The 12933-nt window shown below is 38.8% G+C and carries 14 protein-coding genes; 9 read left to right on the forward strand and 5 right to left on the reverse strand.

Annotation, left to right across the window (positions count from 1 at the left end; translation table 11 throughout):
- Positions 1-3: 3 nt before the first annotated feature.
- The 5 genes from PYW32_RS03320 to PYW32_RS03340 form a co-directional block, all read right to left on the reverse strand.
- The gene (locus PYW32_RS03320; RefSeq protein WP_016175748.1) at positions 4-1395 is read right to left on the reverse strand and encodes a glycoside hydrolase family 1 protein; all 1392 of its coding nucleotides are present in this window, start codon (positions 1393-1395) and stop codon (positions 4-6) included.
- 100 nt (positions 1396-1495) lie between these two features.
- A complete protein-coding gene (locus PYW32_RS03325; protein ID WP_016175747.1) occupies positions 1496-2509 on the reverse strand; it encodes a branched-chain amino acid aminotransferase in 1014 nt (337 codons plus the stop codon).
- Positions 2510-2757: 248 nt separating this feature from the next.
- Entirely contained in the window at positions 2758-3561 is an 804-nt protein-coding gene (locus PYW32_RS03330; RefSeq protein ID WP_016175746.1) for a TPM domain-containing protein, read from the reverse strand.
- Positions 3558-4646: a TFIIB-type zinc ribbon-containing protein gene (locus PYW32_RS03335; protein WP_016175745.1), complete on the reverse strand. Its 1089-nt coding sequence runs from the start codon at positions 4644-4646 to the stop codon at positions 3558-3560. The genes PYW32_RS03330 and PYW32_RS03335 overlap by 4 nt, the downstream gene beginning before the upstream one ends.
- Positions 4647-4664: 18 nt before the next feature.
- On the reverse strand, positions 4665-5885 hold the full coding sequence (locus PYW32_RS03340; RefSeq protein WP_016175744.1) for an SPFH domain-containing protein: 1221 nt from the start codon (positions 5883-5885) through the stop codon (positions 4665-4667).
- Between the two features lie 193 nt (positions 5886-6078).
- Between PYW32_RS03340 and dnaX the strand changes: the two genes are divergently transcribed.
- From dnaX to rsmI, 9 genes are read left to right on the forward strand one after another with little or no spacing between them, the layout of a single operon-like run.
- Positions 6079-7800, forward strand: a complete 1722-nt coding sequence (dnaX, locus tag PYW32_RS03345) for a DNA polymerase III subunit gamma/tau (RefSeq protein ID WP_016175743.1) — start codon at positions 6079-6081, stop codon at positions 7798-7800.
- A 22-nt stretch (positions 7801-7822) separates the two neighbouring features.
- Positions 7823-8137, forward strand: a complete 315-nt coding sequence (locus PYW32_RS03350; RefSeq protein WP_016175742.1) for a YbaB/EbfC family nucleoid-associated protein — start codon at positions 7823-7825, stop codon at positions 8135-8137.
- A gap of 18 nt (positions 8138-8155) precedes the next feature.
- Positions 8156-8752, forward strand: a complete 597-nt coding sequence (gene recR / locus PYW32_RS03355) for a recombination mediator RecR (RefSeq protein WP_016175741.1) — start codon at positions 8156-8158, stop codon at positions 8750-8752.
- 39 nt (positions 8753-8791) lie between these two features.
- Positions 8792-9430 (forward strand): dTMP kinase, encoded by a 639-nt coding sequence (tmk, locus tag PYW32_RS03360; RefSeq protein WP_016175740.1) that lies wholly within the window; start codon positions 8792-8794, stop codon positions 9428-9430.
- A gap of 28 nt (positions 9431-9458) precedes the next feature.
- Positions 9459-9788 (forward strand): cyclic di-AMP receptor DarA, encoded by a 330-nt coding sequence (locus PYW32_RS03365; protein ID WP_016175739.1) that lies wholly within the window; start codon positions 9459-9461, stop codon positions 9786-9788.
- An 11-nt stretch (positions 9789-9799) separates the two neighbouring features.
- Positions 9800-10732 (forward strand): DNA polymerase III subunit delta', encoded by a 933-nt coding sequence (gene holB / locus PYW32_RS03370; RefSeq protein ID WP_016175738.1) that lies wholly within the window; start codon positions 9800-9802, stop codon positions 10730-10732.
- Positions 10733-10760: 28 nt separating this feature from the next.
- Positions 10761-11591 carry a PSP1 domain-containing protein gene (locus PYW32_RS03375; protein WP_016175737.1) on the forward strand — a complete coding sequence of 277 codons (831 nt, stop codon included), beginning with the start codon at positions 10761-10763 and terminating at the stop codon, positions 11589-11591.
- Entirely contained in the window at positions 11584-11943 is a 360-nt protein-coding gene (locus PYW32_RS03380) for a DNA replication initiation control protein YabA (protein WP_211210804.1), read from the forward strand. The genes PYW32_RS03375 and PYW32_RS03380 overlap by 8 nt, the downstream gene beginning before the upstream one ends.
- A gap of 56 nt (positions 11944-11999) precedes the next feature.
- On the forward strand, positions 12000-12869 hold the full coding sequence (rsmI, locus tag PYW32_RS03385) for a 16S rRNA (cytidine(1402)-2'-O)-methyltransferase (protein ID WP_016175735.1): 870 nt from the start codon (positions 12000-12002) through the stop codon (positions 12867-12869).
- Positions 12870-12933: the final 64 nt, after the last annotated feature.

Consider the following 12933-nt stretch of genomic DNA (forward strand, 5'->3'; position numbering starts at 1 on the left):
TTTCTACGACGGTAATTGATTGGTTTGAATTAATTGTTGGTACCAATAAAAACTATCTTTTTTATAACGTGCCAATTGTTTTTCATTGTCTTCTGTACGATCGACATAAATAAAACCATAGCGCTTGCTAATACCTTCGTGGACACTTACTAAATCAAGCGCAGACCATGGGCTGTAACCAAATAAGTCAACACCCGCTTCAATTGCTTGGAGACATTGTCCAATATGTTGTTCTAAATAGTTAATCCGATAACTATCGTGAATTTTTCCGTCGGCGGTTAGTTCATCACGCGCACCTAAGCCATTTTCAGTAATGATAATTGGTAAGTGGTAACGGTCATATAATGTTTGCAACGTGGTTTTTAAACCATCTGGATCAATCGTCCAATTGAATTCATTTTTTTGTAAGAACGGATTGGTGTATCCTTTGTAAAAGCCCCATTCCATAATATCTTCACTTTGTTGGTCGCTGATGCCATCTGACATCCCATCTTTTTTGACAGGTTTTTCAACTGTAACGGTCGTGTAGAAATTCATGGCAACAAAATCTGGGAAGTGGGTACGCATCATTTCTTCGTCTTCTTTTGCAAAGACAATTTCAACACCTTTTTGCTTCAAATAATCTTTAAAGACGGCATTGTAACGACCAAAGCAAGAAAAATCAAGATATGCCCAGTTACGAACGCTGTTGAAATAAAGTGCGGCTTGATTATCTGCGGGTTTGCTAGTGGCTGGATAGACTAAAGAAATATTGGGAACGGGTCCGATTTTTCCTGCAGCTACGAGCTCATGACAAAGTTTAAACGCATATTTTTCGGCCATCATTAAATGATGAAATTGTTGGTATTTTTCTTGCAACGGAATTTCTTTGCCCAGAATTTTTTTATCGACTAATAACATGATATTTGGTTCGTTAATCGTTAACCAATTCTTGACACGATCGCCATACGCTTCAAACAATGTTTGGGCATAAGCGGCAAAAGCATCTACCGTACTACGAACAGACCAACCACCTTCATCTTCCAACGCTTGAGGTAAATCAAAATGATTTAAAGTAACAAACGGTTGAATATTGTATTTGAGACATTCGTCGATGACCTTGTTGTAATGATCAATTCCTGCTTGATTGACTTCACCGCGTCCTTGAGGAAAAATTCTCGTCCACGCAATGGAAAAACGAAAGACATCTAAGCCTAATTCGGCTAATAAGCGAATATCCTCTTTGTAATGATGGTAATGATCTGAAGCTACCGTAAAGTCGGCAATCTCGTGGTTATCACGTGGTCGTGTATCTTGGACACTTAATCCTTTGCCATCTTCAAGGTAAGCTCCTTCTGTTTGATGGGCGCTAATGGAGGCACCCCATAAGAAATTTTTGGGAAATGGATGTGACATAGCATTCTTCCTTTCAAGATAGATTGTTATACAACTTAGTATAACAAGAGTTGCTAGAAGTACGCAAAAAAAGGACACTGCCCAAACAGTGTCCTTAGGCTTATTCTACGTCAAAAATCCAACCTTCTGGTGCTGGGCGATCACCGTATTGAATGCCAACTAACTCATTGTATAATTTTTTCGTCACTGGACCGACTTCTGTCTCGCTGTAAAAGACATGAAACTCGTCGTGTGTTTGAATACCACCAATTGGTGAAATAACCGCCGCTGTTCCACAGGCACCCGCTTCGACAAATTTATCTAATTCATTTAAGTAAACATCACCTTCAATGGCTTTTAAGCCTAGAGTGTGTTCTGCTAAATGCAATAGTGAATATTTGGTAATACTTGGCAAAATAGATGGTGACTTAGGGGTAATAAATTCATTGTCTTTTGTAATACCAAAGAAGTTTGCAGAACCAACTTCTTCAATTTTTGTATGGGTTTCAGGATCTAAATAAATACAGTCTGAAAAATTCTTTTTATGTGCTTCTTCACCAGGAAGTAGACTAGCGGCATAGTTTCCACCAACTTTAGCGGCACCGGTACCATTTGGTGCGGCACGGTCGTAATCAGAAACGATAAAGTTCGTTGGTGCTAACCCACCTTTAAAGTAAGGACCCACTGGCATACAGAAAACGGTGAAAATAAATTCATTGGCAGGTTTCACACCAATGACATCACCAACACCAATTAAGAGGGGACGGATGTATAAGGTTGCACCAGTGCCATATGGAGGCACAAACGCACGGTTTGCTTTAACTACTTCATTGACAGCCTTTAAAAATAGTTCTTCAGGAACTTGTGGCATTCGTAAACGATCGGCACTACGATTTAACCGTTTGCTGTTTTCATCAGGACGGAATAAATTCACACCGCCGTCTTTACGACCATACGCTTTTAATCCTTCAAAACATTGTTGTCCATAATGCAATGCAGGTGAAGATTCGCTAATATGTAAGACATTGTCTTCGGTTAGTTCGCCGTCATTCCAAGCGCCATTTTGCCATTTCGCAAGGAAACGCCAAGGTGTTTTTATATAATCAAAGCCTAAATTATTCCAATCAATTGTCATAAGACCACTCCTTTATTTTTTGATAGTATATCACTAATTCTAAGTATTGTCATTATTCTGAAAATTTACGAAAACTTTTATTTGCAAAAAAAAAATACCCTGATTTTTATAGAAGAAAGCGTTGATATTTATCCGAAATAACTATATGATAACTGTATTGATAGCACAACGCGTTGAAAAACTATTCAATACACATAAATAAAAACACCTTCGATTGAGTTTTTATACTCAATCGAAGGTGTTTTGTTTTAAAATTTGCCACCGCCGCCGCCAAATGTGCCGCCACCGGTTGAATGCGTAGTACTGCCACCACCGCCACCAGAACCACCACCGCTAGATGTGTTGCGGGGAATTCTTCGAGTAGTGACAAAAGAATTGGTTAATCGATCTTCTTTTTGACTTAATTTTAAAGAAGACTTTTCATTATAGGGATAGCGATAGCCGCCCATTTTTAGTTGGTATTTTGATTTAATTACGAAGAAGAAAATCGCACTAAGAATAGTTGCTGCTAGTAACGCGAAAAAAGCTTCCCAAACAGTTAATGCTTTGTAGTACGTAATTTTCCCTGTTTCACGATCAATGCGATAGTGTCCTTTAGGAACGCCATCAGAAACATATTGACTAGCTTCGACCAAGTAATTTTGCGCTGCTTTAAAATAATTTCCAGCTGAAAGAGATTCTTGAATCGATTCTTTCATACTGTTAATCCGTCGATCGTTTAAATAATCAATCATATTCCCCGATGTTGAAATGTGGTAGTCACGATAGGACATATTAACCATTAATGCCATACCATTATTATCGATGCCCACTTTATCTTTTAAATATAAATCAGTAAATTCTTCTGGGTCACTGTAACTTTGGTTCGTTGTTAAAATAAATACTTCACCTTTAATTTTGTTGTTTAATTCTTCGGCAAGTTGATTTAATTCTTGAATTTCCTGTTCGGTAAATAGTCCAGCTTCGTCATTGACCGCATCGGCTGCATACGCAGGTGCGGCAAAAACAAATAATCCCAAAAAGAGCGTAAAAAGATAGGCAAATTTTTTCATAACAGATACCCCACAATCATAAAGAGAGCTGCTAAGACGGCAAAAATGCCGGCTGTTGTGAATCCCAACTTTTTATAACTAATTGGCAAGACGCCGCTGACTTTTCCAGTTTGTCCATTCATTGCGTAATAGAAGACTTTTTTCGAATGGTCATTGCTACGATAAGTGACTAACCAAACGGGTAGTAAAACATATTGATTATCTTCTTTTGTTAATTGGAAATTTTGATGATTTCGTCTAAAACTTGTATAGCCGCTCACCGAATTGCTCAATAGTTTTTCTCCATAATTGGCTAACTCATTGCGAACAGATGATTGAATATCAGGGTATTCAATATCACGTTTTTCTGCTTGGAAACCCGCCAGGTATTGATTTTTAAATTCAACGGCTTTATCTAGTTGGAATGGTTGCACGCCTTCAACCATTTTTTGTTGTGTGTTTTTAGATAACGCATTTTTAATTAATTCTCTAAAGGCTAATTTCCCTTTGCGATTGACATCATATTGCTTGGTTTCGGTGTATTCTAAGTCACCGACACGCCAAACACGAATCGAAGTACCCGTTCCAGAAATTTCGCCATCAGCTTCTGCATCGACTGCCCAATAAGGGAAATAGACACCAGTTAGTTTTTCCACTTGATCTTTATTGAAGAAGGCGCGAGGAACGAACCATTTTTTTTGTGCCCACTTTAAGAAATTCTCCGTTGCGACTTCTTTTTCCACTGCAAAAGGCAACACTTTATTTGGTAAAAATTTCCCACTAAGCCGACCGGAAAGGACAACAGGATTATGACAGAAATAGCAATACGTCGCTGCAGTCGTCGAATCGGTCACTATCTCAGCGCCACAACTAGGGCAGAGAAATAAGTCCATGGTGCTTTCAGCCGTGTCTTCTGATGAATCAGTCAGTGTTTCTGTGACATCAGGTGTATCAGCTAAACGTGCTTCTTTTTGACTGGCTTCAAAAGCGGTGACTTCTGCTTCTGTGAAGATGCTTAAACAATAGGGACAGTGAAACTTTTGATCGCTTGGATCAAAAGTTAACGCACCGTCACAGTTAGGACATTTATGTGTAATGACTTCCATACCAATAACCTCCTAAATTTAGATTGGTACTCCTTGGAATGGTTTGCCGCATTCTGGACAGAATTTTGGTACACCGTTTGCTAAATCAATAACCGCATCACAAGAAGAACATTTCATTTTGATACTTGCACCTTTGGCTTCAGGTTTTGCTGTTCCACAGTTGCTACAGAATTTACCTGTGTTTTCTGTACCACAATCAGGACAGGTCCACGTATTTTCTTGTTTGGCTGCTTGTTGCTGTTGCATTTGTTGTTGGTTGGTTTGAGATGCTTGATTAAAGAAACCACCTGCCGCATTCATACCAACGCCCATACCCATGAAACTTTGTGCAGCACCACCAGGATTATTACCAGCAGCTTCCATGCCTTTAGCGATAGAGCCTTGAACGAATCCTTCACGAATATTGGCATCACCTAACATTGCTCCTTGGTTGCGCATGTTAATTAATTTCACTGAATCGTCAGTATACGAAATACTTGCCACAGCGACAGAAACAATTTCCATGCCACGTAATTCACGCCAACTATCATCTAACACATCACTCATGTATTTGCTTAGTTCCATGCTTTTTGATGGAACATAAGAAATCCGTTCGCCGTCTGCCGACATTTTGTTAATCGTTGCTTGGAGTGCTGTCAAAAATTCAGCCAGATATTGCTCGTTAATATCGTCGATTTCCACTTGTGTTTTATTGCGAGGAATTGCATTTGTATAAAATAAAATAGGGTCGCTCACTTTGATTGAGTAGGTTCCGTGTGTGCGTAAAAATAGTTCTGCATTATAAAAATTATCAAAATAATTTATCGGAGAAGATGTCCCAAAACGAATACCTTTGATTTCTTGTAAATTAATGTAAAAGACTTGTTGTTTCTGAGGTGTCACGCCACCAAATTTAAAACGGTCAAATGTTTCAGCAATCGCTGCTTTGAGTGAACCGTTAAACATGGAAGGAGCGGAATTGTTTTGTACTGTGTAGTAACCTTCTTCTGCTGTATAATCGATAATTTTTCCACCATCAACTAAAAGCATCATCATATTTGGATACACATGTACAACTGAACCATCTGTAATGACGTCGTCTGTTCCTTTGCGGTTTGACCCGCGTTTGCTATCTTTTCTAACTTTGACACCTTTTGTCATGACGGTTGTGTCACTCATATTGTCCGGTTCGATGATCTCTAGCCATTGGTCAGCAAGTCCGCCGCCAATTGTACTTGTTGCTGCTTTAATTAATCCCATGATGTTTCCTCCTTTAGTGAGTTGAAAATTGTTATTAAACATCTACAATCAAATTATACCACAAGATGAATTATTTCATGTATCCGCCGTAAGTCGTAAAAAAAGTTGATGAGAGTTCCTTCGAGTTGGTAGTTTTTTTTGCAAAAGTTTCGTATAATGATAGATAGCGAATTTTGAAAAGAGGTGGGCAAGTTTGGCATATCAAGCACTTTATCGCGTCTGGCGTTCACAACGCTTTGAGGATGTTGTCGGGCAACAAGCGATTACCCAAACGTTGAAAAATGCGATTATCCAAAATCAGATTTCTCACGCCTATTTATTTACGGGCCCACGAGGAACAGGAAAGACCAGTGCCGCAAAAATTCTTGCCAAAGCAGTCAATTGTCCGCATAGTCAAGACGGTGAACCATGCAATGAGTGTGACATGTGTCGTTCGATTACAGCAGGAAACCAAGAAGATGTCATTGAAATTGATGCTGCAAGTAATAATGGTGTAGAAGAGATTCGCTTTATTCGTGACCGAGCAAATTATGCTCCGACACAAGCAAAATATAAAGTGTATATCATCGATGAAGTTCATATGCTTTCGACTGGAGCATTCAATGCGTTATTAAAAACGTTAGAAGAACCTAGAAAAAATGTGATTTTCATCTTAGCAACGACAGAACCGCATAAAATTCCAGCGACGATTATTTCAAGAACGCAACGTTTTGATTTTAAACGGATACGCACGGAAGATATTGTGGAACATTTGGCACATATTTTAGCTGAGAGTCATATTGACTATGAAGACCAAGCGTTGCAAGTAATTGCACGTTCAGCAGAAGGCGGCATGCGCGATGCGTTAAGTATTCTAGACCAAGCGATTTCGTTTAGTGATGGGAAAATTACGATGCAAAATGCGATGGAAGTAACAGGCAGTCTCACGTTTGAAATGATGGATCAGTTTATTCAACACTGCGCGCAAAAAAATGTAGCAGGTGCATTAGAGATGTTGGGCGAAATGTTGGCATCGGGCAAAGAAGCACGCCGTTTGCTAGAAAATCTCTTAGTGTATTGCCGAGATTTATTAATTTACCAACAAGCACCGCAATTGTTAAATGAAAAGACGGGGTATCTGACAGAAGCGTTTCAACAGCTTGCAGCCCAAACGGCACCGCAACAATTATATCAATGGATTGATATTTTAAATGACACGCAAAATGATGTGCGTTTTACCACTAATCCGACGATTTATTTAGAGGTAGCAACAGTCAAATTAGCAAGTAGTGGTGGCGCACCAGCGATTGCGACTTCGGAGACATCGATGGATGAGCAACAAGTCCAACAGTTGAAAAAAGAACTGCAAGAATTACGTCAAGAAATCCAACAATTAAAACAAACAGGTGTAACGGCACAACCAGAAGCGCCGAAAGCACCCAAACGTAAACCACAAACCAATGGTTATCGGATTCCCAAAGAACGCGTGTTTAACGTATTGAAAGAAGCGACAAAGCAAAACTTAGTCAATGTTAAAATGGTTTGGGAAGATTTGTTGTCTAGCTTGACTGTAACGCAAAAGGCAATTTTGCGCGCAAGCGAACCAAAAGCAGCTAGTCCGAGTGGGTTAGTGATTGCGTTTGATTATGAAATCATTTGCCAAAAAGCAGCAAATGATTCAGAATTTGGTTTAGCGGTACACAATAATTTGAGTCGCATGATTCCAGATTATGCACCTGATCCAATTTTCATTACGGTAGATAGCTGGCCAGAATTGCGGAAAGAGTTCTTATCTGGCGATCATGAAGTCGTGGTAGAGGAAGTATTTGAAGACGCTGGCGATCTTTCTTTATTACCTGAAGAACCAGCAGATGATACTGTAGTGACCAAAGCACAAGAATTATTTGGTGAATTAGCCACAATTGAAGAAAATTAAACAAGAAATGGAGCGATTGAATATGATGCGAGGCATGGGCAATATGCAAGGCATGATGAAACAAGTACAAAAAATGCAAAAGAAAATGGCGGAAGAACAAGAAGTTTTAAATGCCACTGAATTTAAAGGTGAATCAACAAACGGTTATGTTAAAGTGACTGCAACTGGTGACCGTAAAGTGAAAGATATCGTGATTGATCCAGCAGTCATTGATGCAGATGATGCTGAAATGTTGCAAGACTTAGTCGTGATGGCAGTCAATGACGTTCTAGGAAAAGTTGAAAAAGCCACCGAATCAACAATCGGCAAATATACAAAAGGAATCCCAGGATTCTAAAAAAAGGAGTCTTGACTTGTGCAATATCCAGAACCAATTGCAAGATTAATTGCGAGTTATATGAATTTACCAGGGATTGGTCAGAAAACTGCGACACGTTTAGCTTTTCATACGATTGATATGAAAGATGAAGTCGTTAATGAATTTGCCAAATCATTATTAAGTGTCAAGCGTGATTTGACCTTTTGCAGTGTATGTGGGAACATTACAGAAGAAGATCCTTGTAACATTTGTTCCGATACAACGCGTGATCGCAGCACGATTTTAGTTGTTGAAGAACCAAAAGATGTGATGGCTTTGGAAAAAATGCGCGAGTATCGAGGGCTATATCACGTTTTACATGGCGTTCTTTCACCAATGGAAGGAACGGGACCAGAAGACATTAATATTCCTAGCTTGATTCAACGATTGCATAATGATGAAGTGACTGAAGTCATTTTAGCAACCAATGCAACCACTGAAGGAGAAGCCACTGCGATGTATCTTTCACGTTTAATCAAACCAGCGGGAATCAAAGTAACACGCCTAGCACATGGGCTATCTGTGGGTAGTGACATTGAATATGCAGACGAGGTAACTTTATTAAAAGCAGTTGAAGGTAGAAGAGAGTTGTAAAACTGTTAGTCAGAAAATGAATCAATGGAGGAAACCATAGTGAATGGATTATTCATAACAATTGAAGGACCTGATGGCGCTGGTAAAACAAGTGTCATCAATGAACTGTACCCTCGTTTACAGTTAATCGCTAAAAAAGGGATTGTAAAAACAAGAGAACCAGGAGGTGTTCGAATTTCTGAGAAAATTCGTCACATTATCCTAAATCCAGAACATGATGAAATGGACGAACGGACAGAAGCCTTGCTATACGCTGCTGCTCGTCGCCAGCATTTAGTCGAAGTTATTTTACCAGCATTAAATGCAGGGAAAATCGTGATCTGTGATCGTTTTGTTGACAGTTCATTAGCCTATCAAGGAGCGGGACGTCGCATTGGTATGGATGAAATTGCGGCAATCAATGAGTTCGCAACAGAAGGAACAACACCAGATTTTACGCTTTATTTAGACATTGATTCTGATTCAGGTTTACGAAGAATTCAACAAAATAGAGCCTATCAAATTGACCGATTGGACTCTGAAGGGTTAGAATTTCATCAAAGAGTTCGTCACGCGTATTTGAAATTAGCTGAAGAAGATCCATTCCGTATTCATCGAGTGGATGCGCGTATGAGTTTACCTGACGTTGTTGAAGCAAGTTATTCTGCAATCGTTGAAGCTTACCCACAATATTTTTAACTATCATACAAACTAAGGAGATGAGAACATGAAACTAATTATGGCAATTGTTCAAGACAAAGACAGCAACCGTTTAGCAAACGAATTTATTGATGCAAACATTCGTGCAACCAAACTATCTTCAACAGGTGGTTTTTTGAAAGCAGGAAATAGCACATTTATTATCGGGATTGAAGATGAACGTGTAGAAGAAGCGTTAGAATTGATCAAGAAAACATGCCAATCAAGAAAACAATATGTGTCAACACCAATGTCATTAGACGTTTCATTGGATGGACAAGTTCCTTATCCAGTTGAAGTCGAAGTTGGCGGTTCAACTGTATTTGTTTTACCAGTGGAAGGTTTTCATCAATATTAAGGAGGGCTAGTATGGAGGAAGGGAAATTTTTAGCCGAATACCAACCTCTTGTCTATTCTCAAATGAAAAAAAATGTTGAGCATGAGCGTTTGGCTCATGCTTATCTTTTTGAAGGGGACAATGGGACAGGCAAACATGAAATGAGTACATGGTTAGCCAAAACTATTTTTTGTGAGAATCGTCAAGCGAATGAACCATGTTATCAATGTATTAATTGTTTGCGTATTGAAATGAATGAACATCCCAATGTTCAGACGATTTCCCCTGATGGCCAAAGCATTAAAGTCGATCAGATTCGTCAATTACAAGCCGAATTTTCGAAAAGTGGTTTTGAGCGACGACATCAAGTATTTATTATCCAACAAGCCGAAAAAATGAATCCTAGTGCGGCAAATAGCTTGTTGAAATTTTTGGAAGAACCACCCGGTAGCTTTCTAGCTATTTTAGAAACTGATAGTGTCGGTCGCATTTTACCAACGATTCAATCACGATGTCAGATTGTGCATTTTACTCCGTTACCTAAAGGAAAATTACGTGAAAAATTACAAAATGACGGAATTGGTCAGCAGACGGCAGAACTTCTGGCAAGTCTGACAAATAGTTACGACAAAGCAGTTGAAATCTCTCAAGATGAATGGTTTAATGGTGCTAAGGACATTGTTTCAACTTGGTTTGACTACTTGCGAAAGAAAGATCCACAAGGGTTTATTTTTGTACAGAAAAAATTATTAGCCATTGCGAAAGAAAAAGGACAGCAACGTCAATTATTTGCGATTTTGTTGTTTTATTTTCAACGTGAGCGTAATCAATTTTTAACTCAAGGACTCCATGCAGAAGGATTGAATCGAGAACTTGAGCTGATTTTACAAGCACAACAAAAATTAGAAGCCAACGTTTCTTTTCAAGGTGTCGCTGAACAGTTGACATTGCGAATCATTACCTGAAATAAGTCCATAAGAAAGGAGGAGACACATGGTTAAAGTAGTGGGTGTTCGTTACCGACAAGCTGGACGAATCTATTATTTCTCTCCTGGTGAAACTGAATTTTTATATAATGACAAGGTCTTGGTGGAATCCCAGCAAGCAAAATATATAGCGACTGTTGCCATCCCCAATAAAGAGATGAACGCAGAGGATTTACCGGATGACATTAAACCAATCATTCATAAAGCAACCGAATCTGAATTGCAGCAAGATGAAAAGAATAAACAAGATGTGAAAGAAGCGTTACGGATTGGTAAAAAGAAAATTCGTGAACATAAATTAGAAATGAAATTGGTTGATGTCGAATATACCTTCGATCGCAGCAAAATGATTTTCCAATTTACTGCCGATGGACGAATTGATTTTAGAGAATTGGTGAAAGATTTAGCAGCAATTTTCCGAACTCGAATTGAATTACGTCAAATTGGTGTACGTGATGAAGCGAAAATCTTAGGCGGAATTGGTCCATGTGGTCGTCAATTATGTTGTTCCACTTTTTTAGGCGATTTTGTACCAGTATCCATTAAAATGGCAAAAGATCAAGGACTATCTTTAAATCCAACCAAGATTTCGGGTTTATGTGGTCGTTTAATGTGTTGTTTAAATTATGAAAATGATGAATATGAAGCAGCGAAAAAAGAATTACCGGATTTTGGTACTGAAATTGTGACGCCTGATGGCAAAGGTCGCGTGGTAGGTTTAAATTTATTAAGCCGTGTCATTAAAGTCCGTTTATTCGGAAAAGAAACGCCTGTGGAATATGATTATGAAGAGATAAAAGAAGTTGCCAAAGCAGGTGAAGCAAATGTCAATGGATAAACGTTCGATATATGATGGTCTGAATGATTTTGAGAGTGATTTGCAAAAATTATTGACAAATCTTGCTGAAATGAAGGATTCATTACAAGAAGTTGTGGAAAAAAATGCCACACTTGAGTTAGAGAATCAACGTTTACGTGAGCATATCCGTGAATTAAATCAAGAAAGTGAACCGCCTTCTGATACAGCGAAACAAGAAATTTCATCGGCATTATCGAAATCGCGTATGAATTTAGAAAAAATTTATGAAGAAGGTTTCCACGTTTGTTATGATTTATATGGATCAAGACGCGAACATGATGAACCATGTGCGTTTTGTTTAGAAGTAATTTATCGTGAAAGTGGCAATTAAGAAAAAAGACTGGCAGCGATTGGTGTCCAGTCTTTTTGTTTTAAGGAGTGAACAAGTTGAAAAAGCAACGCAGTTTTAAAGAGAAAACGTTTGGTATCTTGTATTTAGTACCCACACCGATTGGCAATTTAGAAGATATGACGTTTCGTAGTGTTAAAACATTACAAACAGTTGATTTGATTGCGAGCGAGGATACGCGCAATACGCAAAAGTTATTGAATCATTTTGACATTAACGTCCCGCAAAAAAGTTTACATGAGCACAATTATAAAGAACGTGTTCCGCAATTTATTGAACTGCTACAAGCAGGAAAATCAATTGCTCAAGTGAGTGATGCTGGGATGCCCTCGATTAGTGATCCAGGTCATGAATTAGTGGTTGCCTGTATCGCAGCAGAGATTGCTGTCGTGGCATTGCCGGGACCAACGGCGGGGTTAACGGCTTTAATTGCTTCTGGGTTAACACCGCAACCCAACTATTTTTATGGTTTTTTAAAACGTAAGAAGAAAGAACAGTTAGAAGAATTGACAAGTTTGGCTTATCAAAAAGCAACAATGATTTTTTATGAATCTCCGTATCGATTAGGCGCGACAATTGAGAATATGATGACGGTTTTTGGTCCAGAACGACAAGCAGTTGTTTGTCGTGAATTAACCAAGATTCATGAAGAATATTTACGTGGTACGCTCGCTGAATTACACGCCTATCTTGCGGAAACACCTGTTAAAGGCGAATGTTGTTTGATGGTTGCCGGCGCCACGGAAGAAGCACCACCAGCAGAAATTGTGGGAACCATCATTGAACAAGTAGACGCGTTAGTTGCAGAAGGAATCAAACCGAATGTAGCGATTAAAGAAGTTGCCAAAAAAAATGGGTTGAAAAAACAAGTTGTTTACAATGATTATCATGGATTGAATGGCGTCTAGGCATACTTGCCTAGACTTTTTTTGTAATAGAGCAGATTTGCAGGGGAATGTTCGTTCGTATATA

It is taken from the genome of Enterococcus saccharolyticus subsp. saccharolyticus, from assembly GCF_029023825.1.
GTDB classification, from domain to species: Bacteria; Bacillota; Bacilli; order Lactobacillales; family Enterococcaceae; genus Enterococcus_F; species Enterococcus_F saccharolyticus.

What these genes read in the sequence shown, in the direction of transcription:
- PYW32_RS03320 (WP_016175748.1), bottom strand. Translation starts at nt 1,395, where the DNA reads ATGTCACATCCATTTCCCAAAAATTTCTTATGGGGTGCCTCCATTAGC.
- PYW32_RS03325 (WP_016175747.1), bottom strand. Translation starts at nt 2,509, where the DNA reads ATGACAATTGATTGGAATAATTTAGGCTTTGATTATATAAAAACACCT.
- PYW32_RS03330 (WP_016175746.1), bottom strand. Translation starts at nt 3,561, where the DNA reads ATGAAAAAATTTGCCTATCTTTTTACGCTCTTTTTGGGATTATTTGTT.
- PYW32_RS03335 (WP_016175745.1), bottom strand. Translation starts at nt 4,646, where the DNA reads ATGGAAGTCATTACACATAAATGTCCTAACTGTGACGGTGCGTTAACT.
- PYW32_RS03340 (WP_016175744.1), bottom strand. Translation starts at nt 5,885, where the DNA reads ATGGGATTAATTAAAGCAGCAACAAGTACAATTGGCGGCGGACTTGCT.
- PYW32_RS03350 (WP_016175742.1), top strand. Translation starts at nt 7,823, where the DNA reads ATGATGCGAGGCATGGGCAATATGCAAGGCATGATGAAACAAGTACAA.
- PYW32_RS03365 (WP_016175739.1), top strand. Translation starts at nt 9,459, where the DNA reads ATGAAACTAATTATGGCAATTGTTCAAGACAAAGACAGCAACCGTTTA.
- holB (WP_016175738.1), top strand. Translation starts at nt 9,800, where the DNA reads ATGGAGGAAGGGAAATTTTTAGCCGAATACCAACCTCTTGTCTATTCT.
- PYW32_RS03375 (WP_016175737.1), top strand. Translation starts at nt 10,761, where the DNA reads ATGGTTAAAGTAGTGGGTGTTCGTTACCGACAAGCTGGACGAATCTAT.
- PYW32_RS03380 (WP_211210804.1), top strand. Translation starts at nt 11,584, where the DNA reads ATGGATAAACGTTCGATATATGATGGTCTGAATGATTTTGAGAGTGAT.